This window comes from Tardiphaga sp. 862_B3_N4_1 (assembly GCF_051811085.1).
GTDB lineage: Bacteria > Pseudomonadota > Alphaproteobacteria > Rhizobiales > Xanthobacteraceae > Tardiphaga > Tardiphaga robiniae.
In genome coordinates this window covers 1,781,017-1,801,419 of the sequence record NZ_JBPWQB010000001.1, presented here as the reverse complement: position 1 = coordinate 1,801,419, position 20,403 = coordinate 1,781,017, and the positions used below count along the sequence as shown (strand labels likewise).

Genomic DNA, 20,403 nt, shown 5'->3' with positions numbered 1-20,403 from the left:
GGAGAGGGCAGCACAGGCGCCCACTCCACACTTTGCAGGGAGAGGGGTAGCGGAAAGCACCGCCCTCTCCCGTCTCGAACGCCCCTGCGAAGCGAAGCTTCGCTAGAGCGTTCGATCCACCCTCTCCCGCGGCGCGCGGCTTTGCCGCGCTGGGGGAGAGGGGAAGAAAGCGAGCGCTACGCCGGCGTGAAGAACGGCAGCGGCGCGCCGTCGGTGGGCTTCCACACCAGCTTCACCTTCTGGCCGATCTTCAGCTTGTCCGGCTCACAGTCGACGATGTTGGTTTGCACCGAGGGGCCTTCCTTCAGCGTCACATAGGCGATCACGTAGGGACCGGTCGCCGATTTGCGCATGTGGCTGTAGGTGTAGATCTCGCCCTCGCCCGAGCTCTGTTCCCATTCGGTCTTGTCGGAGAAACAGAACGGGCAGATCGCGCGCGGGAAGAAATGCGCTTCGCCGCAGGTCGTGCAGCGCTTGATCATGAACTTGCCGTCCTTGGCCGCATCCCAGAACGGCTGCGATTCAGGATTGCCGGCGGGCGTCGGATACTTCTTGGCTTCAGTCATTACACGCGCTCCAGAATAGCGGTCGATGCGGCGTGACGTACGCCGAGCAGGCCTCCGGTGCCATGGGCGATCGCCAGATCGCAATTCGGCACCTGCACCTTGGGATGGGCTTCGCCGCGCAGCTGGCGAACGGCCTCGAGAATCTTGGTCATGCCGCCGCGATTGACGGGATGATTGCTGCAGAGGCCGCCACCATCGGTGTTGAACGGCAGCTTGCCGACGCCCGAGATCAGGTTGCCGTCGGAGACGAACTTGCCGCCGTCGCCCTTCTTGCAGAAGCCCAAGTCTTCGAGCTGCATCAGAACGGTGATGGTGAAGCTGTCATAGATCGATGCGTATTTCATATCCTGCGGCGTCACGCCCGCTTCCTCGAAAGCACGCGGACCGGACCACACGCCGGCGGAGTAAGTGAGGTCGAGATCCTTGCCACCGCGCGGACCCTTCATGGCTTCGCCATGGCCGATCAGGCGCACCAGCGGCTTCTTCAGGCTCTTGGCGATTTCCGGCGTGGTCACGATCATCGCACCGCCACCGTCGGAGACGACGCAGCAATCCATGCGGTGCAGCGGATCGGAGATCATCGGCGAGTTCAGCACGTCCTCGACGGTGACGACGTCCTTGAGCATCGCGTGCGGGTTGTATTGCGCGTGATGCGAGGCCGCGACCTTGATCCAGGCGAGTTGTTCGCTGGTCGTACCGTAGTCGTGCATATGACGCATGGCACACATGCCATAGGCATTGTGCGTGGTCGCACCGTAAGCGGTCTCGAAATCGGCTTCGGCGCCCTGCAGACGCGGCGGCATCACGCCGGTGCGCGGCTTGCCGGCCAGCGTGACGAGTGCGATCGAGCACTTGCCGGCGGCAATCGCCTGCGCGGCATGGCCGAGATGGATGATGTAGGAGCAGCCGCCGGTCTCGGTGGAGTCGACGTGACGCGGCTTGAGGCCGAGATAGTCGACCATCGGCCACAGGCCCCCTTGCGCATCGCCCGCGCAGAAATAGCCGTCGACGTCCTTGTGCGTCAGGCCCGCATCCTCGAGCGCGCCCTTGGCGACTTCGGCATGCAACTGCGCGATGGATTTGTCCGGCGCGTGCCGGGTCGGGTGTTCGTAGATGCCGGCGATATATGCCTTGCCCTTGATGCTCAAACGTCTCTCCGATTGGTGTTTCGTCCCAGTTCAGTTTTTTGTGACCTTTCACGGCAGCCTTGGCAAGCGACAACATTTCACGCTGCGGACGTAAATTTCACAGAGCGGAATGGATGCAACACAGCCGGGGAGCTTTTTCGCCATTGATTTAGCTGTTTACCAATCTGGTCAGCGAGCTCTGACAAAAGCGGAGGTCAGGATTTCCGGAAGTGGTGGGCTGGCCGGTGCCGACGACAGCGCGCGTTACGCGCAGGCCGCGACGTTCGATGCGGATTCAACTGTCAAACAGCCACTGCCCTTCAGACATGCGTCATCGCCCCCATTGTTTGCGGCGCGGGGGCGCCGTCGTCTCTTGCATTCCCGCCCCTTGTGAGAGGGCGTGCGGAACGCCGGGTGCCCGTTGCACCCTTGGGCCTGATGCGAATGCGGTCTTCCGCAAGTGAATGCATCAGGACTTTCGGAGGCGCCGAGCAAGTGCCCGACGTTCCGCCTGCGGTGTTTTTCGGTTGCTTGCACTTTGCCTCGACGAACGCTCCGATCGCGAATTAAAGTCCCAAGGCGATGGGAAGGGAGCCTCAAGCGACTAGGCCGAACGCGTTTCGATTTGGTCGTCCGTCACACTGTCCAGGGGTCTGTCGATCCCAAGGCCGGCCGTCTCCTTGCCAGTGGCAGTGCTGGCGCAGATCCGTCCTGCCCGAAGACAGACGTTCCCCCATGAACCGCGTGACGCCGCATCTCCGGCGTCCACCGCATCCCACCCCGCGAACGTGACGATCGCGATCGCCCCTCTCGGCGGGGCAGGACAACGGGGAATATAAACCTGATGGAGATCTTGTCAACGGGATGTAGGAATAAATGTTTAGGGATGAGCTTACCGCCCCCACTCGTCATTCCGGGGCGTGCGCGCATCTTTGCGCGCGCGAACCCGGAATCCCAGCATGGGAGTCTCCGATCACGCCGAACACTTAGAGATTCCGGGTTCGCGCTTCGGCGGCATTGCCGCCTTCGCGCGCCCCGGAATGACGAGTATGGGTGGAATGACGAGCGAGCCCTGCCCTACAGCAGCCCCAGTTCCCGCAGCTCGCGCCGCATCGGCTCCGGCATTGCCTCGATACTCGCGGCAGCCTTGCCGAGATCCGGCGGGGCGTCCTTGTCGGTGAGATAGCGCCAGCCCTGGAACGGGCGCAGCGGGCGCGGCGCGACCGTGACCGGTTTCGGCTGCATCACCAGGCGACAGCGATTGATACCGTCGCTGTCGCGGAACGGTTCGATCGCAAGAATCTTTTCGCGCAAGGCGATCTCGCCCTTGATCACCCAGTAGAGCGAACCGCCATCGAGCAGTTCGACATCGCGTTTCGGCACCATGCGGGTGATGTGGATGTGATGCTGGGGCGCGCCGCGCGCTTTTGCTGCGCGCATCCGTTCAGCGAGATAGCTCTTGAAATCCGCGATGGATTCGCAGCCGACGGCGAGCTTGATGAGATGCAGGGGCATGGGTCAGAAATCAGCAGTGCGACGCGGTTTTACAAGGCGTTATCCACCGCTCAGTTATCGGCCGGCGGAGCCTCCGGTGCAAGCTGCACGGGCGCTGGGGCGGCAGGCGCCTGTGGACGAGCGGCGGTCTTCGGTGCGGGCTGCTTCTTCGCGGCCGCAGGTGGCGGCGTTGTCGACGCCGCGCGCGGCGGAGGCGCCTGCGCATTGGCGGCGGCCGGCGGCTTCACGGGCGTTTCCGTCATGATCGAGATCGGCGGAATCGAGGACGAGGACGGGAAATCGGCCGTGGTCGGCTTGCCGGTCGGAACCGACGCCGGCAATCCGGCCAGCGCGCCCGTCGCAGCGGCTGCAGCCGCAGGCGGCGCATTCCAGCCGGGCGCATAGCGCGTCACGAGGCCCTCATAGGTGCGCTCTTCCATATTCGCGGCAATCCGCTTGTGATCGGTCAGCGCGGCATAGGCAGCGCAGCTCTCCGGCATGCAGCGATCGCGCGATTGCAGCACATAGGCAATCAGACCGTAGCGATCGCGCTCGATCGCGCGGCGCAGCCCGGCCAGTTCAGGCGTCATGGATTTATTCGCTGCCGCGACATCGCCATAGGAGGTCAAACGATTGATCTGCGCAGCCGAGGCCGATACGGCAGCCGCCACCGAATCCGCGGAGCCAAACAGCACCTTCTCGCAGCCCGCGAGCACCATATCGCCGGCGAGATCGTCGAGGCAGGACAGCGCCGGCAGCGAGGCATTCACCTGAGGCATTGCAACGACGGCGTGCGAGGCGTCCTGCCCGGCGGTTTCGGATTTGCGCAGTGTCGCAGCAGCGGCAACGCCGATCGCCAGCAGCGTGATCACGGTCAGCGCGCCATTGGCGACAGACTTCTCGGCGCGCAGCAGCGTCGCCAGCACGATCAGGGCGAAGAAGATGGAGGCAGCCAGCGCGAGCCACATCGGAAGCGTCGGCGCGCGCCAGATTTGATCGAGCGAATTCGCCCATACCCCGTTCATCGAGTCGTCCCCGCATATGTGGAAGCCATATTCTTCCGAAGAAAATGCTCCCGAAGAAAGTCCGGCTGCCATGAACCCGCAATATGCGGTTGTTATGGCACGGCCCCGGTCATGACGAAATCGTGGCGGCGCGGGCCTGGATTCTGATGAAATCAGAACCTTGGCCCGATCTTTTATTTTGACGCGTTTTCTGGACGCGAACCGCTGTCCACTTCGCTCGAAAACGCTTTAGTCATCCTCGAAGCGCGGAATGACGATGGTTTCCGCGAGGCCCTCGTCGGTCCATTGCCGGAACGCCGGCAGCGCCTGCATCGTATCCATATACGCACGTGCTTCCGGCGTGACATCGATGTCGTAGGTCAGGAACCGGTGCACCACCGGCGCATACATGGCATCCGCGCCGCTGAAGGCGCCGAACAGATACGGTCCATATTTGCCGTAGCGTGCGCGGCAATCGGCCCAGATCTGCTGGATACGCCGGATATTGGCCTTGGCATCGTCGGACAGCGCCTTCGCGCGGACCGGCCGGTGCAGGTTCATACCGCATTCGTTGCGCAGCGGCATGAAACCGGAATGCATCTCGGCGGATACCGAACGCGCATGAGCGCGCGCGGCCCGGTCCTCCGGCCAGAGCTTTGCATCCGGAAAACGCTCGGCGGCATATTCGATGATCGCCAGCGAATCCCACACCGTGATCTCGCCATCGACGAGCGCCGGCACCTTACCGGACGGGGTCACATCGAGAATGCGCTGCTTGTCGGCGGCATCCGTGTAGAGCGGGACAAACACCTCCGCGAAGGGGATGCCGCAGGCCTTCAGCGCAACCCATGGCCGCATCGACCAGGACGAATAATTCTTGTTTCCGATCACCAGCGACAGCGACATCAACCACTCCTTGCGAGACCGGTAAATTGCCACGCATACGCCGCTGCAAGCAAGCCGCGTGCACAGGCTTGTTGCTGCATCACGGCATGCGTGGCAGAAGTGCCAACTGATACAATAGGTGCTTCATGATCAACTATTCCTGGGTCGACGTCTTCGCGCTGGGCTTCTTCATCCTGGAGTGGACGACCTACGCGATCACGCTGGAGCACACCAAATACGGCCGCGACAGCCTGTCGGCACGCATGCACACCTATCGTGAGGTCTGGATGCGCCGCCTGCTGGAGCGCGAGGCGCGCATCGTCGATACCCACATCATGACCTCGCTGCAGAACGGTACCGCGTGGTTTGCATCGACCACGCTAATCGCCATCGGTGGCTCGCTGGCCCTGCTGCGCGCCACCAACGAAGTGATGCCGATGATGCAGAACCTGCCGCTCGGCTTCAACACCACGCCCGGCATGTGGGAGATCAAGTGCTTCGGGCTGATTTTGATTTTCGTCTATGCGTTCTTCAAATTCGCCTGGTCGTATCGGCTGTTCAACTACGTCGCGATCCTGATCGGGGCGATGCCGCTGGCCTCGAAGCGCGACACGCCGGAGGCCGAAGCGCATGTGGTGCGCACCACGCGGATGTTTGGCGCAGCGGCCCGGCACTTCAACCGCGGGCAGCGCGCCTTCTTCTTCGCGCTCGGCTATCTCGGCTGGTTCGTCAGCCCCTGGGTGTTTTTGGTCTCGACGGCAGCCGTGGTGATCGTGACCTGGCGCCGGCAGTTCGCCTCCAATGCCTGGCAGGCCATGGCGCCGGATGCCGAAATCAGGGTTACCCCGCGAAATCCTGCGGCGTAAAATCGAGATCGAGCACTTTCCACTCGTCGTATTTGTCGGCCGGCAGCATCGCATAAGGCTGGCAGGCTTCGAGCGCCTGTTTGGCGGCCTGCATCAGTAGCGCGGCCTTGGCCGGCCGCCGCACCTCGATCACCGTGGGCTCCGCGACCAGCCGGCCATCCGGCGAGAACACGGCGCGCAGCTTGACCTTGGCGTCATCGCCGCGCGCGACGGTGGTGGGCAGCTTCGAACAGGTTTTGAGATGCCGCCGGAAAGCGGCGATATCCAGCTTGGACAGGTCCGCCTGCTCTGACGCGGCGCCGCCGCCGAAGCCTTCGGGCAAGCCCAGCATGACGCCGTATTTCACGGTGATATCGGCCTCGGGCTGCGGCGGCACCTGCTGCGGGCCGGGCTGCGGCGCCGGCGGCTGAGCCTGCAGCGCAGCCTGCTGTTGCAACGGCGGCTGCGTAGCGGGAGGCGCTGACGGAGGCGGCGTTGCGGGTGTGGCCTGCGGCTGTTGCTGGGCTTGCTGCTGAGGCGGCGGCGGTTGCTGGGCGGCCTGCTGCTGCGGTGACGGCGCGGGTTGCTGCGGCGACGTCTTCTGCGGCTGCGGCGGGGTGTTCTGCGCCGATGACTGCGGTTTGGCGGCGATGGCCTGGGTCTTCTGCTCTTCCAGGGTGGGCTTGTTGGTCAAATCAGGCAGCCGAAATTCCGGCTCCGGCTTCTTCTCTGGCTTTTTCTCGGGCTCCGGCGGCGTCTCCTCGGCCTTCTTCTCCGCCTCTGCGAGCTGCTGCGGCGTTACCAGATCGACGGCAACGCTCTCCTCGTGCTGCTCCATCGGACGCGCATCGGCGAAATAGACCCCCGCCGCCAAAGCGAGATGGCCGACCACCGAGACGGCAATCGCTGCGCGGATGAGGTACCTTGGTTCCATGGGGCTAATGAGACTTCTGTACGCCGACTGGCCCGATCATAGCGTCGTGCCCTGCCCCGCGCCATGTCCGCCAAGCCACAGCTTGCGTCATGCGGTACGATGGGTCATGGCAGAGCATGTCCAAACCCAGTTCGAAGACCCCGAAGCCGGCTGCCGCCAAACCGGCCGCCCCGAAGCCCACCCCCCTGCCGCTCGACGAGGCCATCCTCGACGCGCTCACCCGCAACGGCGCGGGCACGCTGAGCCCGCCTGAGATTGCGCATGTGATCGAGCCGGAGGGCGACTGGCACGCGCTCTTGATGCCGATCCGCCGCGCCGCCGTGACGCTAGCGCTCGCCGACCGCCTCGTGATCTATCGCAAAGGCAAGCCGGTCGAAGATCCCAACGACTTCCGCGGCGTGTATCGGCTGGGGTTGCCGAAGGCGGAGTGACGCATCACCGCTTCTTCGGCCCCGGCAGCAACTCGCTGCTGTGGCCGGCGAGCCAGTAGGTGATCAGCCCGACCCATTCGTGAACCGCGATATCGCTCCGGCCGAGGCCGGCGCTGGCGGAATCGAAGGTCTCGGTGGCATCGATCCAGCCGCGCGTGCGCCAGTCCACCGGATAGGCTTCGACATCGAAGCCGACCCTGCGGAACGCGCCGATCGCGCGCGGCATATGCCAGGCGGACGTCACCAGCAGCCAGCGCTCGCCGGGCTTCGGCGACACCAGGCCCGCGGTGAAGGCGGCATTTTCGTCGGTGGTGCGGGAGGCGGTTTCAAGCGTGACGCGCTCGGACGCCACGCCGAAACGCCGTAGCAGCTCACCGGCGACGGGTGCTTCGGACAGCGACTTTTCAATCAGGCTGCCGGCGCCGCCGGTGAAGACGATGCGCGCCTGCGGATAGCGGCGCGCCAGCTCCAGCATCGCCGTTATCCGCTCGCCGGCCGAATTGATCTCCAGCGAGCCGCGGGCCGCGGACGAATCCGAATCGATGGCGCCGCCGAGCACGATGATGCCGTCGGGTGCACGGCCATCGTCCTGCCATTTCGGAAAACGCTCGGTCAGCGACAGCATCAGCACATTGCCAACAGGCGAATAGCCGAACAGCAGCAGCAACAGGATGCCAAAGGTCACCAGCAATGTTCCGACACGCTGGCGCTGCAGCAGCACCAGCACAATGCCGATCACGCAGATTATGGCGATCGCATTGGACGGCTCCGTGAAGAAGCCGAGCATCTTGGAGAACGTGAAAAACATGAGGCCCTTGGCTTGCCGACGGTGTCACTGCATGAGCCATCCTGCCCACAAGATCAATGCGGCAAATGCCGGCTGGCTTGATGGATCAATCCCATTTCGGCGCGAAGCCGTAGTCGGTCAGCCGCCCCTTCGGATGCGCCAGATGCGAAATCCGGGACATCTCGTTTTCGGACAGCATGAAATCGAACACATCGATATTCTCCGACAGACGCTCGACCTTGGAGGTGCGCGGGATCGCCACCGCGCCCTGTTGGACCAGCCAGCGCAGGCAGACCTGTGCTGCACTCTTGCCATGTGCCTTGCCGATCTCGGCAAGCGTTTCATCGCCGCGGACATTGCCCTGGGCGATCGGGCTATAGGCGACCATGGCCAGACCATTCTGCCGGCAGGCGCCCTGCACCTTCGCCTGGTCGAGATAGGGATGGTATTCGACCTGATCGCAGACCAGCGGCGCGGGACATGCGGCCACCGCCTGTTCGATCAGCGCCACGGTGAAATTCGACAGGCCGATATGTCTCGTCAGGCCCATCTGCCTGGCATGCGCCAGCGCACCGAGCGTTTCCTCCAGCGGCACCTGCGGGTTCGGCCAGTGCAGCAAGAGCAGATCGACCTCGGTCATCCGCAGCCTGGTCAGGCTCTCCTTCACGGAGCGTTCGAGATTGTGAGGCGCGAAATGCGTGGTCCAGACCTTGGTCGTCACGAACATCTCGTCACGGCGAACGTGCGACGCGTGGATGCCCTCGCCGACATCGCGCTCGTTCTCATAGACCTGTGCGGTGTCGATGTGGCGATAGCCGAGCCGGATCGCCTGCTCGACGACGCGTGCACAAATGCGGCCGCGCAACTCCCATGTCCCGAGGCCAATGGCCGGGATGCGGGCGCCGTTTGCTTCCACGAACTGCATCATCTTCTCCTCTGACGGAGGAACGATACGAACGCCGACAAGCTTTTCCCGGACATCGCCGGCGCGTCAGCACAGGCGATAATCCACAACGATCGTTCAGGCGTCTGCAGCAACCGGTGCAAGCGCCGCGAACACCGTCTCCGGTGCGTGTGCGATCACCGCCAGCAAGGCACGGGCCGGACCGCGCGGCATGCGCTTACCCTGCTCCCAATTACGGATCGTTTCGACGGGAACGCCAAGACGCGCGGCAAATTCCATCTGGGTCAGTTGCGCGCGGCGGCGCAGGTCTCGTACTTCGGCCTCGCCGGGTCGCACCGCGACCGGCTCCGGCACGACAGGCATATCGGGCACTAACGGCACCTCGTGCCCGTCCCGCAATTCGACGATCCGTCCGTCAGCCTTCAACCGCAAGCGCATGTTCGACCTCATTGCGCGTGATGGTCGTCGATTGCAGTTAAGGAGCCGTGAAGACAAGTGAGCCGGCGATCCCGGTGTTGGCGATCGTCGGCCCCAAGAGATGCGGGATGGCCGGGCACCCTTGTTGCTGAAACCGCGTGAAACATGCTTCGGCGAGCGAGGCCGCTTTGAACCATGAGCCGCCATCCGGGCATCGATAGGCATTCGGCTCGGGTATGTGATGCAGGTCGTGCGGGAGCGGGCATGGCTCGCTCCCATCCGTCGCAAAACGCGAACGCTGCTCGCAGCCACTTCAATTCGTTGTGGTCTTGCCGCCGCGCATGGACACAAGCTTGTTTTCACGAAATCGGAGAATGAGCCAAGCGGTCTCATCGAAACCGTCTGCGAGCTTTCCTTCGTGCGAATACACGATCTGAGCAGCTTCCGACTTCGACGGCGGTCCCAACGCCGTGATTACCTCCTGACGCGACATACCTAAATGCAGCTTGCCGTCGACGATGACGGGCGAGAATTTTTCCGGGATAATGCCGCAATCGGTCGAAGCCCCGGCGTCTTTCTCGGTGAGCTCCTCAACGATTTCCGTGACGAGATGATCCGGGCCGCCTATCTCCCCGCCGGACACGACCCACAATCGATGCTGCGCGCGCCGATAACACAGCCAATAGATACTATCTCCAGCGTCGCCTCGGTGTTGGATGGTCCCTTCGCCCAGGGCTTCGCGAACCGCGTCGAGCCGCGTCTCCTCGAAGCGGCCCGCAAATGAGCCTAGCGAAAAGCGGGTCGCCAACCTCGTTACGACTGTCGGCGGCACGCGCTCGAACGCACGTTCGTTGATTGGGGGCGGCGGTGTCTGCGCGGAGCAGTCATCCGAGGGGATCGCAAATAAAAGCAGGAGCAAGAAGAGCGACTTTCGACCATCAACTCCGTATTGGCTTACATTAGAAATTGAGCGCATCTGCAATAGCTTCTCTCGTTTAACAACGATGGTCGAACCAAATAAAATCGTGACGAAAGAGGAATACTTCAGGTTTTGTTCGAAGGGCTGTCACGTCGTTTGCAAAAACAGCGGAAAGCTCTCGCGCTCTGCCCCCACATCGACGATACGCCTATGCGAGAGACAATCGAGAGTGGGACTAAGAGGTCTCAGTGCTCGTTGACCGCAGCGCCGAGCTTGATCAAGCTCAGCGCGCGGTTCGCGGTCTCGCGCAGGCGGCAGTAGTTCGCGTCGCCCCGGTACATGCCGGGCTCGACTTTGTCGAAGACCGCGCAGAAGCGATCACGCGACGCGGCGAAGGTTGTCTGCGAGTCCTTGACCGCCTTGATCTTGTCGGCGAACCCGCCGGCCTCAACCTTCTTTAGCGCCTCATTGGTTTTCTGCGTCCAAATGGCGAGTTCGCGCGCCGCGCAGGCTTTCCATTTGGCGACGTCGTCATTCACGCCCTCCGCCTTTTTGATGCAGGGGTCGGCGACGAGCCCGACACACGCGCCGCCGAAACCGCCGGTTTCCTCCGCGGTCGTCAGGCAAGCATTGATCACTGCAACGTCGGCGGGCGCGGTGCCCTGGGCGAAAGCTATCGATGAGAGCGCGAGGCTTGCGGCGAGCAGCGCGGCGGAAAGTTTGAGCTTCATTTGAGATCTCCGTTCGGCGCATCGAAAATATGGAACGCAATACCACTGTGAGCAAATGAAGCCCCGCGAGCCGGTACACCGGCGGGTGTGGCGGAAGGGCCGGACGTCGAGTGAGAAAGCGAAACGAGCGGGTACGCGGCTTTCGCTACGCTCTCTTCAATCAATGCCTTTGAATATGCCTTGACCTGGCTCACGAGATTTTCAGACAATAAGTGACGCATGCAACTTTGGTCATCGAAGGCCCAGCATTGGTTCATCTGAATGTGGAATAGGAGCGCCGACGTGGCGACTCTGAAGATCGCAATTCAAGTTGTATGGACGATATCTGCAGTTGGAGCGGCCACATTTTCAGTGCTCCTTATGGCTGGCAGCAGCACGGATTTGTTGGCGCTCTCGCGCTAGGCCCTGTCGGCTTCGCTTTGAGTGCCGTTGTCGCCGCAAGCCCGGGCTTGGTGCTGCAATTGTTGCGTTGAGCACGCTGCTACGTTGACGGATAACGACGGCAGGACCGGTTTGGGGCACCCACCGGCTACCCGGCTACGCCGCTGGCAACACTATGAGACTTCAAAATTGAACAAGATCGCCACGAACACTGACGAAGGTGGCATGAAACGCTTTCTGATTTTCCCGGCTCTCTTTCCGCCTCTTGCGTTGGTCGTATTCACGGCACCTGATGGGTTTAAGAATCTTCTCGATTGGACGGTTGAGTCCTACGCAATCGCGGTTATCCCGGCCTTGCTGCTGGCTTGGGTCGATTGGATGCTTTCTGCAAAGCCACTCCGAGTTATGGGAACGGCGGTGACGGCAGCACTCCCTGCAGTCTTGATCATGCTTTTCATGTGGGGAGGATCAAACGACTTATGGCCAATCTTGATGGTTGGGCTCGTCGGAGGACTACCAGCCGCGGTGTGTTCGTGGCTATCCGATGGTCGAACGTTAAGCATGAACGCGCGAGCGAACAGCTAAATTTTAATTGGCTCTCCGACCGACTTGCGGTCGGTCGGAGATGAGAGCGAATACAGGTGTGACGCCATCGATCGCCTGCCCCGACCGGCCTAGACGATGCCCTTCGTCCTCAGCGCGGCGATCCGTTCGCCGTCGTAGCCGATGGTGGACAGGATTTCGTCCGTGTTGGAGCCGAGAAGTGGCGGCGCGTGATATTCGGTGATCGGCGTGCCCGAAAACATCAGCGGATTTCGCACGAGCGAAAGCGCCGGCTCGAAGGGATGGTTTGAGCTCACGCGCATACCGCGGGACTTCACATGAGGGTCCGCGAAAACCTGATCGAAGTCGTTGATCGGGCCGGACGGTACGCCGACCGCCTCCAGACGCTCCAGCCAGTAGGCGACGGGCTGCTTCAGGAAAAGACCGGCGAAGATGGCCATGATCTCCTTCCCATGAACGACACGGTCGTTGTTCTTCAAGAAGCGCGGATCCTTGGCCAAATCCGGCTCTCCGAGCACTTCGCAGGTCCGCTGAAACTGGCCGTCATTGCCATTCACGAGCATCAACTCGCCATCGGTGCAACGGAAGACACCGGCAGGCATGCCGCCATTGCCCCAGGTTCCGCGCCGCGGCGGGACTTTTCCGCTGATGAGATAGGGTTGGAGCCAATGTGAAAGGGAGGCGATCACCGTATCGAACAGACAGGCATCGATTTGCTGTCCCTCGCCGCCGCCGGCATCGCGATGATAGAGCGCCGACATCACGCCGATGGTGGCATTCAAGCCGGTCATATAGTCCACGATCGAGGGACCGACCTTCATGGGGCCCTCGCCCGGCTCGCCATCGAGATGGCCCGTCACGCTCATGAGACCACCCATCGCCTGCAGGATCGCATCATAGCCGGCGCGTGTGGCGTAGGGACCGGTTTGTCCGAAGCCCGTCACCGAGCAGTAAACGATGCGCGGGTTGATGGCTTTGATCGCGTCGTAGTCGAGGCCATAACGCTTGAGGTCGCCGACCTTGTAGTTTTCCAGCAACACGTCGGCGGTCTTGACGAGTTCGCGAATAATCTCCTGGCCTTCAGGCTTGGCCACATTGACGGTGACCGATTTCTTGTTGCGATTGGCGCAAAGATAGAAGGAGTTGTCTCGCCTGCTACCGTCCGGATCGTTCAGATAAGGAGGGCCGAATGCGCGGGAATCGTCGCCGGTTCCAGGGCGTTCGATCTTGATGACTTCGGCGCCGAAATCGCCAAGCATCTGACCCGCGATCGGGCCGGCAAGCACCCGCGTCATATCGATAACCTTGATGCCCGAGAGCGGCAGAGCCGGCATGTATTCCTCCTGTTATGTTCATTCGTCACGTCGGCCACGGAGAACGTGTGAAGCGAGCGCTTACAGGAAAATCACCCCGAGTGCACCGCTTTGTGAGCATGAGGGCTATCCCATTCAAGAGGGCACAGCTCGTGAAGCAGGTAGAGGCTTATCTGGACATCGGGCTTGCGCAGCCCGATGGCACGGCAGTCGCAAAGGGCAATTGAGCATAAGATGGATCAAGACGGCTGAAACGTCGCGAATGATCCCTACTTCAGCCCGAACCACAGCGTCGCGATCCCCAAGAAAGCGAAGAAGCCGACGACGTCGGTCACCGTGGTCACGAAGGTACCGGAGGCCACGGCCGGATCGGCCTTGACGCGTTCGAGCACCATCGGGATCAGGATGCCACCGAGTGCGCCGGCGATCAGATTGCAGATCATTGCAAGGCCGATGACGATGCCGAGACCGGGCGTCCTGAACCAGGCATAGGCGGCGATGCCGGTGATCACGGCAAAGGCCAGTCCGTTGATCAGGCCGACAAGGCCTTCGCGGATCACGATGCGCATGGCGTTGTTGGGGTTGAGCTGCCGCGTCGCCAATGCGCGCACCGCAACCGTCATGGTCTGGGTTGCGGCATTGCCGCCCTGGCTGGCGACAATGGGCGCCAGCACCGCCAGCGCCACCATCTGCTGCAGCTGATCCTCGAACAGGCCCAGCACCGACGACGCGATGAAGGCGGTGGCGAGATTGATCAGCAGCCAGGTAAAGCGGCCCTTGGCGATGGTCCAGAAATTGTCCGACAGTTCTTCGTCCGACGTGACGCCGCCGAGCGCCTTGAGGTCCTCGTCGGCCTCCTCCTCGATGACGTCGACGACGTCGTCGATGGTGATAACGCCGACCAGCCGGTCATCGGTATCGACCACAGGCGCCGCGACAAGATTGTACTTGCCGAACATCCGCGCCACTTCCTCCTGATCGTCCAACACCGAGACGCGGCGGCGGTCCTCATCGATCAGATCAGCCAGCAGCACCGGACGGCGCGCGCGCAGCAGCGCGTCCAGCGACACTGCGCCCTGCCAGCGCTGATCGGCGCCGACGGAATAGATCTCGTAAAACCGGTCCGGCAGGTCCGGCGTTTCGCGCATATAGTCGATGACCTGACCGACATTCCAGTCCGGCGGGACCGCAATGAACTCGGTCTGCATCCGCCGGCCGGCGGAGTTTTCCGGGTAAGTGAGGCTCCGCTCCAGCGCCACGCGCTCGGACAGCGGCAGCTTCTCGAGAATCTCGTCCTGGACCTCCTCGTCGACGCCTTCGAGCAGTTCGACGGCATCGTCCGAATCGAGTTCGCGAACGCCCTCGGCCACGGTCTCCGGCTCGAGTTCCTCGAGCAGTTCCTCGCGGACGGCGTCGTCGACTTCGTTGAGCGCCGAGAAGTCGAAATCGGCGCCGGTCAGCTCGATCAGGGGCGCGCGCTCGTCGGCATCGAGGGCTTCGATCAGGTCGCCGAGATCGGCCTCGTGGAGTTCGCCGACGATCTCCTTGAGAAATGCGGTATCGGCAACCTGAACCGCGTGCGAGATCGCCTCAACAAATTCGGGGCGGATGTCGCCTTCGGCATCGCGCATCGGCATCTTGTCGAGCGCCGACAATTCCTCGGGAGCGACCGATTGGGCGAGATCGACGTCATCGGCCATGCCGCACCTCGCCTGCTTGTTTGGGGGTGACGGAGCTAGCGCTATCCTGTCGGAAATGCGCTAATCCATCTGTGAACGGAAGCTCGCATCAGGCATTACCCAATGCGCAATGCCTGATGCAATCGGAAAAATGCGGTGCGCGAAATCAGCGGCCGGGAAAGTGTCGTGATCGTGTTGAAGGCCGCCATTCTTGCCTTGATTGCATCGACCGTCGTCGCACATGCCGAAGATTGCCCGCGCAAGGATACGCTCGGGACCGCACGCATTCTCACCGTGGATCCGAAGACCTATCCACGCGTCGGCACCCAGAGCTTTCCGGATACGCTGCCGCTGGAAGACCGCGAGGTTGTGCTGACCTTCGACGATGGCCCGAACGCGCCGACCACGACGAAGATTCTCACGGCGCTGTCGCGCGAATGTGTTCGCGCGACCTTCTTCCTGATCGGCAACAGCGCGACGGCCAATGCGGCGCTGGTGAAGCGCATGGCCGCCGAGGGCCATACCATCGGCCATCACACCCTCGCCCATGCCGACCTCAAGAAGATCAGCAATGCGGCTGCCGTCGAACAGATCGACCGCGGCATCAGCGCCGACGAAATGGCCCTGAACGGCAAGGCGACGACCGTGCCGACCACGCCGTTCTTCCGGTTTCCCTATTTCGAGTCGACCCCGGCCCTGCTGGACATGCTGCAATCCCGCCGGATCGCGGTGTTCGGCGCGGATTTCTGGGCCAGCGACTGGAATCCCATGACCCCGCAGCAGCAACTGGAGCTGATTACCGGCCGGCTCAAGGCCGCCGGGCGGGGAATCATCCTGTTTCACGACACCAAGGCGCAGACTGCCGCGATGCTGCCCGATTTCCTGCGCTATCTCCGGGAGAACCGCTACCGGGTCGTGCATATCGTGCCGCCGGCCGCAGTGTCCGCCCGCTCCAGTTCCCAGTAGAACGCGCGATCATCAGGATGCGGAAAATACCGTCGGCGGGCCGACATGATTAACATTGCGTTCACAGCCGCCCCGGTAACTTCACAGCCGACATCAAAGCGAGTGACGGATCGACCAATGAACAAGGCGACGACTGACCGGGCACAACGCCTTCTGTGCCTGAGCCTGCTCACCGGCCTGACCCTGTTCACCGCCGCCGCAGCCTCCACCACCAGCGCTTTGTCGGCCGAGGCGTGCCCGGGCAATCCCGGCGCGCTCGGCACCTCGCGCACCATCGTGGTCGATCCCCGCGAGCACCCCAAGATCGGCACCATGCAATATGCCGAGACGCTGCCGCTCCAGGACAAGGAGGTCGTGCTGACCTTCGACGACGGTCCGATCCCGAAACACTCGAATGCGATCCTCGATATCCTGGCCTCCGAATGCGTGAAGGCGACGTTCTTCATCATCGGCCGGATGGCGAAGGAACATCCCGAAGGCGTGCGCAAGCTGATCGCGCTCGGCCACACCGTCGGCACCCACAGCCAGAACCATCCGCTCAGCATGAACCGCATGCCGATCGAGAAGGCGCAGCAGGAGATCGAGGACGGCATCGCCAATACCACGGCGGCGCTCGGCGATCCCGCACTGCTGTCGCCGTTCTTCCGGATTCCCGGCCTGCTGCGCGCCAGCGTCGTCGAAGACTATCTCGCGTCACGCGGGATCCAGACCTGGAGCGCCGATTTCCCGGCCGACGACTGGCGGCATGTGTCGTCGCAGAAGGTCCATGACCTCGCGATTTCGCGCATCGCCGCCAAGGGCAAGGGCATCCTGTTGCTGCACGATATCCAGCCGCGGACCGTCGCCGCTCTGCCCGGCATCCTGCGCGACCTCAAGGCCGGCGGCTATCGCATCGTCCATGTCGAGGCGGCCACGCCCGACAAGCCCAAGACCCCCACGGAGCCGCAGCAGTGGCAGTTGCATCCGGTGTCGGAGACCGTGGCCGTCACGCGCTGGCACAAGGTGCCGACATTCGCCTTTGCCCATGACGACATGCTGCCGGCGCCGGCGATCTCGGCCTCCGACCAGATGCTGTCGCTGACCGAGAATTTCGATCGCATGCGCCGGCCGCGCAATGCCGTGCCATTGCCCGAACAGGCTCCGTGGCCGCGCGCCGCGGCGCTGCATGCGATGACCAGCAGTGCCTCGCTGCCGGTACCGGCACAGGACCTGTTCGAGCTCGCCGAACGTCACGGCAAGCCGATCAAGGCACTCGTGCAGCTACCACATCATGCACAACAGACGGCGCCTGCCCGCGGCAGCGATTCAGATGCGATTGCGAAACTGATCTCGATCGACGCCAGCGCCGCCAGACGCACCATCCCCGGCGCCATTCCGCCGGGCCTGCATCCGACGGCAGTTGCCGCCCCGCGCTGAGCGCGACGATATGGTTTCACGTTCCGATTACGATGCGCTGATCGGCCAATCGATATACCCCTTCGCACCGCCACCATAATATGCATCTCGCGGCGCTTGAGCGAGCGCCGCATCATATTGCAGCCGCGCAACCAGATCGGGATTGGCGATGAAGGGACGGCCGAAGGCGACTGCGTCGACCTTGCCCGCCCTGCGGCGATCGATCGCGAGATCGAGATCGTAGCCGTTGTTACCGATATACGGCCCTTCGAACTGAGCCCGCAACGCATCGAGATCAATGCCCGCCGGAATTTCGCGCGTACCGCCGGTCGCGCCTTCGACGAAGTGAAGATAAGCGAGATTGAAGCGATTGAGCGAGCGGATCAAATGGCCGTAGGTCGCCATCACATCGCTATCCATCGGCGTGTTGCCGGCGTCTGGTGTGGTCGGTGACAGGCGTATCCTGACGCGGCCCGCGCCCCATGCGGGCAGCACGGCCTCCACCACCTCCTGTGTCAGGCGTGTCCGGTTCTCGATCGAGCCGCCATAGCGATCGGTCCGCTTGTTGGTGCTGTCGCGGATAAACTGATCCAGTAGATAGCTGTTGGCCGAATGGACTTCGATCCCGTCGAATCCGGCGCGCTTGGCGTTATCTGCAGCACGAACATAGTCGGCGATCAGGCCGGGGATCTCGTCAGTCTCCAGCGCGCGCGGCATCGACACATCGACCATGCCGTCATTCGTGTAGGTCTGCCCCTCCGCCTTCACCGCGGAAGGCGCGACAGGCGCCTGTCCGTCCGGCTGGAGATCGACATGGCTGAAGCGGCCGACATGCCAGAGCTGCGAGACGATCTTGCCGCCGGCAGCATGGACGGCTTCGGTCACCTTCTTCCAGCCCGCGACCTGTTCGTCGCTCCAGATGCCGGGCGTCAGTGCATAGCCGCGCCCCTGCGGCGAGATGTTCGTCGCCTCGGCGATGATGAGGCCGGCGGTGGCGCGTTGCGCATAATAGGTGGCGTGCAGTTCGGTCGGTACGCCATCGTCACCCGCGCGGCTGCGGGTCAGCGGCGCCATGACGATGCGATTGGCAAGGTTGATGTCGCCCAGACTGACGGGCGAAAAAAGGTCGGTGCAGATCGAATTGTCGGTTATCGGTTTCATTTTCAAAATCTGGTTCAAGGCGGGTCAGGACATCAGTCAGCGTATGCGGCCACCGGCCGCGAATGATCTCAAGCTGTTCAGATCAATCGTGGCCGAGCCGGACGTCGAACGTGCAGTTCAGCGCATCAAGCTTCGCGGCGTGCCGGTGATCGGCACGAGGCTCACGGTGGGGTGACAATCGTCAATCGGCAGCGACGCCGCATCGATGATCAGCCCTCGTACTGGTGATAGACCTTCGCGACGATCTTCCAGCCGCCTGCATCCTTCAGCAGTGTATGGAAGTCGGTATAGTCGGCGCCAATCGCGTCCTTCTCCATGTCGACCCGGACGACCGCCGTAGTGGGCGTGATCGCCAGCACGTCGATCCGCGTCTTGATGTCTGGTGCTTTGCCGCTCTTGTCCACGAACTCGTAGAGATTGCGGATCGTGCCGGCCATCGGCGAACCATTGGTGAAGCCGTACATCACGGCATCTTCGTGAAACGCGCCACCGACATCCTTGGCGCTGCCGACGCGAAGACCGTCCACATAACTTTGCGCGACCGCAACAACGGCGTCGAAGTCGGCGGTTGGGACGGTCTTGATATTCCTGGTCATGACTGATCTCCTTTGAAAGCATTGATCTGCCGCGTAAAAATCACGTGACACTTACGGCAGACATATTGTAGTGATCGATACAAAACATATATGTAGCGATCGCTACGGAAAGTCAATCCGGATTCCGAAAAGATGCCTGCTTCCGATCCAGCTCCGAAAATCTCGCCGCACCGTACCAAGGGACGGCCGCGCAGCTTCGATCGCGAAGCCGCGCTGGAACAAGCGTTGAAAGTGTTCTGGGAAAAGGGTTTCGCACCAGCGTCGATCGCTGAGCTTTGTACGGCAATGGGGATCAACCCTCCCAGTCTGTACGCCGCTTTCGGTAACAAGGCCCAGCTCTTCCTGGAAGCTGTCGGCCATTACGAGCGGGTGTTCTGGGACGAGACGTGGGACGCGATGGACGGCGAACCCGACGTACGCCGGGCGATTACCACCTTCTTCGCAGAGGCCACCGCCATTCTAACCAAACCCGAGGCGCCGTGTGGCTGTATCGTGGTGCTGGGTGCAATCAACGTGCCGGCCGAGGCGCGTGACGTGGCCGACGCACTTAAGGCATTGCGGGATGAAGGGCGCCGGCTGTTCCTCGAGCGCCTGCGCCGCGGCGTCGTTGATGGTCAGTTGCCGGCAGACACCAACGTCGAAGCGGTTGCCAACACGCTCAACACGCTGTTGCAGGGCATGTCGATCGAGGCCAGCGACGGTGCTTCACGCGCGCAGCTCGATCAGGTAGCGGACTGCGCTACGGCCCTGCTGGCGAAGCGTTAGGTCGCCGTCACGGAAAAAGATCGCGTTAGTTCGCCACGATCTTGGCGATGCACAGCACCACGATGATGCCGAGGAACAGCAGGTCGATATAGGACTTCATCTCGCCGGCCTGGCGCTGCTCGACCACGTCCTTCACGACAGCCTTGCGCGACGACACGGCAGAAGGGCCTTCACCGGCCAATCCACCAAGCCGGCGTGCTTCGAGTTCGAGCTTCTCGATCGCCTTGAAGAAGACGAAGGAGCGCAGCGCCGAGATCGCCCGCATGCCGGCATAGGCCAGCACCAGCGCCGCCACGATGGCGCGCTGCTGATAGGCGCCGACGAAGTTCAGGCTGAAATAGACCAGCGCCAGAAAGGCAAAGTTGGAGATGAAACGGTAGGCATAGCTCAGATATTTCATGTCCGCTCCGGAAGATCGACGCTACCGGCCATGTCTAGCTGCCGGACGGCGGCGTTGCTACTGGCAAGTCGTTACCCGAGCGCTAAAGGATGATGACAACTGCAATGCATCTGGAGATTTACCCGCAACGCGCCAACGG

At 62.4% G+C, this 20,403-nt stretch carries 23 protein-coding genes; 7 read left to right on the top strand and 16 right to left on the bottom strand.

The genetic code is table 11. The features are described from left to right. Window positions 1-176: 176 nt before the first annotated feature. The 5 genes from AB8B02_RS08330 to AB8B02_RS08310 all read right to left on the bottom strand — a co-directional run bounded on the left by AB8B02_RS08330 (window position 177) and on the right by AB8B02_RS08310 (window position 5,097). On the bottom strand, window positions 177-566 hold the full coding sequence (locus AB8B02_RS08330; RefSeq protein ID WP_439063669.1) for a Zn-ribbon domain-containing OB-fold protein: 390 nt from the start codon (window positions 564-566) through the stop codon (window positions 177-179). Then, the gene (locus AB8B02_RS08325; RefSeq protein WP_068730675.1) at window positions 566-1,714 is read right to left on the bottom strand and encodes a thiolase domain-containing protein; all 1,149 of its coding nucleotides are present in this window, start codon (window positions 1,712-1,714) and stop codon (window positions 566-568) included. The genes AB8B02_RS08330 and AB8B02_RS08325 overlap by 1 nt, the downstream gene beginning before the upstream one ends. A gap of 1,056 nt (window positions 1,715-2,770) precedes the next feature. After that, on the bottom strand, window positions 2,771-3,208 hold the full coding sequence (locus AB8B02_RS08320) for a DUF1489 family protein (RefSeq protein ID WP_089267250.1): 438 nt from the start codon (window positions 3,206-3,208) through the stop codon (window positions 2,771-2,773). Window positions 3,209-3,258: 50 nt separating this feature from the next. Next, window positions 3,259-4,212: a hypothetical protein gene (locus tag AB8B02_RS08315; protein ID WP_439063668.1), complete on the bottom strand. Its 954-nt coding sequence runs from the start codon at window positions 4,210-4,212 to the stop codon at window positions 3,259-3,261. Window positions 4,213-4,440: 228 nt separating this feature from the next. After that, window positions 4,441-5,097, bottom strand: a complete 657-nt coding sequence (locus AB8B02_RS08310; protein WP_120290250.1) for a glutathione S-transferase family protein — start codon at window positions 5,095-5,097, stop codon at window positions 4,441-4,443. A 128-nt stretch (window positions 5,098-5,225) separates the two neighbouring features. On the opposite strand from AB8B02_RS08310, the gene AB8B02_RS08305 reads away from it, so the two are divergent. Next, window positions 5,226-5,942 (top strand): DUF599 domain-containing protein, encoded by a 717-nt coding sequence (locus tag AB8B02_RS08305; RefSeq protein WP_439064611.1) that lies wholly within the window; start codon window positions 5,226-5,228, stop codon window positions 5,940-5,942. Here the strand turns inward: AB8B02_RS08305 and AB8B02_RS08300 are convergent. Continuing rightward, window positions 5,917-6,855, bottom strand: coding sequence for a hypothetical protein (locus tag AB8B02_RS08300; RefSeq protein ID WP_439063667.1), 939 nt, complete (start codon window positions 6,853-6,855; stop codon window positions 5,917-5,919). The two genes, AB8B02_RS08305 and AB8B02_RS08300, sit on opposite strands and share 26 nt — an antisense overlap. 116 nt (window positions 6,856-6,971) lie before the next feature. Here AB8B02_RS08300 and AB8B02_RS08295 point away from each other — a divergent pair, with 116 nt between their 5' ends. Continuing rightward, window positions 6,972-7,286: a DUF3253 domain-containing protein gene (locus AB8B02_RS08295; protein ID WP_439063666.1), complete on the top strand. Its 315-nt coding sequence runs from the start codon at window positions 6,972-6,974 to the stop codon at window positions 7,284-7,286. A gap of 4 nt (window positions 7,287-7,290) precedes the next feature. On the opposite strand, the gene AB8B02_RS08290 is transcribed toward AB8B02_RS08295, so the two are convergent. The 5 genes from AB8B02_RS08290 to AB8B02_RS08270 form a co-directional block, all read right to left on the bottom strand. After that, complete coding sequence (locus tag AB8B02_RS08290) at window positions 7,291-8,094, bottom strand: YdcF family protein (protein WP_439063665.1); 804 nt, start codon at window positions 8,092-8,094, stop codon at window positions 7,291-7,293. An 85-nt stretch (window positions 8,095-8,179) separates the two neighbouring features. Then, the gene (locus AB8B02_RS08285) at window positions 8,180-8,998 is read right to left on the bottom strand and encodes an aldo/keto reductase (protein WP_439063664.1); all 819 of its coding nucleotides are present in this window, start codon (window positions 8,996-8,998) and stop codon (window positions 8,180-8,182) included. Between the two features lie 96 nt (window positions 8,999-9,094). Beyond that, window positions 9,095-9,415: a helix-turn-helix domain-containing protein gene (locus tag AB8B02_RS08280; RefSeq protein WP_081421759.1), complete on the bottom strand. Its 321-nt coding sequence runs from the start codon at window positions 9,413-9,415 to the stop codon at window positions 9,095-9,097. A 292-nt stretch (window positions 9,416-9,707) separates the two neighbouring features. Then, window positions 9,708-10,376 carry a hypothetical protein gene (locus AB8B02_RS08275; RefSeq protein WP_439063663.1) on the bottom strand — a complete coding sequence of 223 codons (669 nt, stop codon included), beginning with the start codon at window positions 10,374-10,376 and terminating at the stop codon, window positions 9,708-9,710. 182 nt (window positions 10,377-10,558) lie between these two features. Beyond that, window positions 10,559-11,044 carry a lysozyme inhibitor LprI family protein gene (locus AB8B02_RS08270; RefSeq protein ID WP_439063662.1) on the bottom strand — a complete coding sequence of 162 codons (486 nt, stop codon included), beginning with the start codon at window positions 11,042-11,044 and terminating at the stop codon, window positions 10,559-10,561. 570 nt (window positions 11,045-11,614) lie between these two features. On the opposite strand from AB8B02_RS08270, the gene AB8B02_RS08265 reads away from it, so the two are divergent. Beyond that, the gene (locus tag AB8B02_RS08265) at window positions 11,615-12,010 is read left to right on the top strand and encodes a hypothetical protein (RefSeq protein WP_439063661.1); all 396 of its coding nucleotides are present in this window, start codon (window positions 11,615-11,617) and stop codon (window positions 12,008-12,010) included. 89 nt (window positions 12,011-12,099) lie between these two features. Here AB8B02_RS08265 and AB8B02_RS08260 read toward each other — a convergent pair whose 3' ends face one another. Both AB8B02_RS08260 and mgtE read right to left on the bottom strand, forming a co-directional pair. Beyond that, window positions 12,100-13,323, bottom strand: a complete 1,224-nt coding sequence (locus tag AB8B02_RS08260) for a CaiB/BaiF CoA transferase family protein (protein ID WP_184515922.1) — start codon at window positions 13,321-13,323, stop codon at window positions 12,100-12,102. A 248-nt stretch (window positions 13,324-13,571) separates the two neighbouring features. Continuing rightward, window positions 13,572-15,002 carry a magnesium transporter gene (gene mgtE, locus AB8B02_RS08255; RefSeq protein ID WP_175367319.1) on the bottom strand — a complete coding sequence of 477 codons (1,431 nt, stop codon included), beginning with the start codon at window positions 15,000-15,002 and terminating at the stop codon, window positions 13,572-13,574. A gap of 135 nt (window positions 15,003-15,137) precedes the next feature. Between mgtE and AB8B02_RS08250 the strand changes: the two genes are divergently transcribed. Further along, window positions 15,138-15,947 (top strand): polysaccharide deacetylase family protein, encoded by an 810-nt coding sequence (locus tag AB8B02_RS08250; protein WP_439063660.1) that lies wholly within the window; start codon window positions 15,138-15,140, stop codon window positions 15,945-15,947. 117 nt (window positions 15,948-16,064) lie between these two features. Further along, the gene (locus AB8B02_RS08245; RefSeq protein ID WP_439063659.1) at window positions 16,065-17,363 is read left to right on the top strand and encodes a polysaccharide deacetylase family protein; all 1,299 of its coding nucleotides are present in this window, start codon (window positions 16,065-16,067) and stop codon (window positions 17,361-17,363) included. A gap of 27 nt (window positions 17,364-17,390) precedes the next feature. Here the strand turns inward: AB8B02_RS08245 and AB8B02_RS08240 are convergent, their stop codons facing one another. Further along, entirely contained in the window at window positions 17,391-18,503 is a 1,113-nt protein-coding gene (locus AB8B02_RS08240; RefSeq protein WP_439063658.1) for an alkene reductase, read from the bottom strand. 43 nt (window positions 18,504-18,546) lie between these two features. Between AB8B02_RS08240 and AB8B02_RS08235 the strand changes: the two genes are divergently transcribed. Beyond that, window positions 18,547-18,678, top strand: a complete 132-nt coding sequence (locus AB8B02_RS08235) for a hypothetical protein (RefSeq protein ID WP_439063657.1) — start codon at window positions 18,547-18,549, stop codon at window positions 18,676-18,678. Between the two features lie 34 nt (window positions 18,679-18,712). Here the strand turns inward: AB8B02_RS08235 and AB8B02_RS08230 are convergent, their stop codons facing one another. After that, a complete protein-coding gene (locus tag AB8B02_RS08230; protein WP_175367321.1) occupies window positions 18,713-19,099 on the bottom strand; it encodes a nuclear transport factor 2 family protein in 387 nt (128 codons plus the stop codon). 132 nt (window positions 19,100-19,231) lie between these two features. Here AB8B02_RS08230 and AB8B02_RS08225 point away from each other — a divergent pair, with 132 nt between their 5' ends. Next, complete coding sequence (locus AB8B02_RS08225; RefSeq protein ID WP_175367322.1) at window positions 19,232-19,864, top strand: TetR/AcrR family transcriptional regulator; 633 nt, start codon at window positions 19,232-19,234, stop codon at window positions 19,862-19,864. A gap of 25 nt (window positions 19,865-19,889) precedes the next feature. On the opposite strand, the gene AB8B02_RS08220 is transcribed toward AB8B02_RS08225, so the two are convergent. Continuing rightward, window positions 19,890-20,264 carry a hypothetical protein gene (locus tag AB8B02_RS08220; RefSeq protein ID WP_175367323.1) on the bottom strand — a complete coding sequence of 125 codons (375 nt, stop codon included), beginning with the start codon at window positions 20,262-20,264 and terminating at the stop codon, window positions 19,890-19,892. Window positions 20,265-20,403 lie beyond the last annotated feature (139 nt).

Excerpts from the sequence above, each read along its gene's own strand:
- AB8B02_RS08330 (WP_439063669.1), bottom strand. The coding sequence starts at position 566 with ATGACTGAAGCCAAGAAGTATCCGACGCCCGCCGGCAATCCTGAATCG.
- AB8B02_RS08320 (WP_089267250.1), bottom strand. The coding sequence starts at position 3,208 with ATGCCCCTGCATCTCATCAAGCTCGCCGTCGGCTGCGAATCCATCGCG.
- AB8B02_RS08315 (WP_439063668.1), bottom strand. The coding sequence starts at position 4,212 with ATGAACGGGGTATGGGCGAATTCGCTCGATCAAATCTGGCGCGCGCCG.
- AB8B02_RS08310 (WP_120290250.1), bottom strand. The coding sequence starts at position 5,097 with ATGTCGCTGTCGCTGGTGATCGGAAACAAGAATTATTCGTCCTGGTCG.
- AB8B02_RS08300 (WP_439063667.1), bottom strand. The coding sequence starts at position 6,855 with ATGGAACCAAGGTACCTCATCCGCGCAGCGATTGCCGTCTCGGTGGTC.
- AB8B02_RS08295 (WP_439063666.1), top strand. The coding sequence starts at position 6,972 with ATGTCCAAACCCAGTTCGAAGACCCCGAAGCCGGCTGCCGCCAAACCG.
- AB8B02_RS08290 (WP_439063665.1), bottom strand. The coding sequence starts at position 8,094 with ATGTTTTTCACGTTCTCCAAGATGCTCGGCTTCTTCACGGAGCCGTCC.
- AB8B02_RS08285 (WP_439063664.1), bottom strand. The coding sequence starts at position 8,998 with ATGCAGTTCGTGGAAGCAAACGGCGCCCGCATCCCGGCCATTGGCCTC.
- AB8B02_RS08280 (WP_081421759.1), bottom strand. The coding sequence starts at position 9,415 with ATGCGCTTGCGGTTGAAGGCTGACGGACGGATCGTCGAATTGCGGGAC.
- AB8B02_RS08270 (WP_439063662.1), bottom strand. The coding sequence starts at position 11,044 with ATGAAGCTCAAACTTTCCGCCGCGCTGCTCGCCGCAAGCCTCGCGCTC.
- AB8B02_RS08260 (WP_184515922.1), bottom strand. The coding sequence starts at position 13,323 with ATGCCGGCTCTGCCGCTCTCGGGCATCAAGGTTATCGATATGACGCGG.
- mgtE (WP_175367319.1), bottom strand. The coding sequence starts at position 15,002 with ATGGCCGATGACGTCGATCTCGCCCAATCGGTCGCTCCCGAGGAATTG.
- AB8B02_RS08245 (WP_439063659.1), top strand. The coding sequence starts at position 16,065 with ATGAACAAGGCGACGACTGACCGGGCACAACGCCTTCTGTGCCTGAGC.
- AB8B02_RS08240 (WP_439063658.1), bottom strand. The coding sequence starts at position 18,503 with ATGAAACCGATAACCGACAATTCGATCTGCACCGACCTTTTTTCGCCC.
- AB8B02_RS08235 (WP_439063657.1), top strand. The coding sequence starts at position 18,547 with ATGCGGCCACCGGCCGCGAATGATCTCAAGCTGTTCAGATCAATCGTG.
- AB8B02_RS08230 (WP_175367321.1), bottom strand. The coding sequence starts at position 19,099 with ATGACCAGGAATATCAAGACCGTCCCAACCGCCGACTTCGACGCCGTT.
- AB8B02_RS08225 (WP_175367322.1), top strand. The coding sequence starts at position 19,232 with ATGCCTGCTTCCGATCCAGCTCCGAAAATCTCGCCGCACCGTACCAAG.
- AB8B02_RS08220 (WP_175367323.1), bottom strand. The coding sequence starts at position 20,264 with ATGAAATATCTGAGCTATGCCTACCGTTTCATCTCCAACTTTGCCTTT.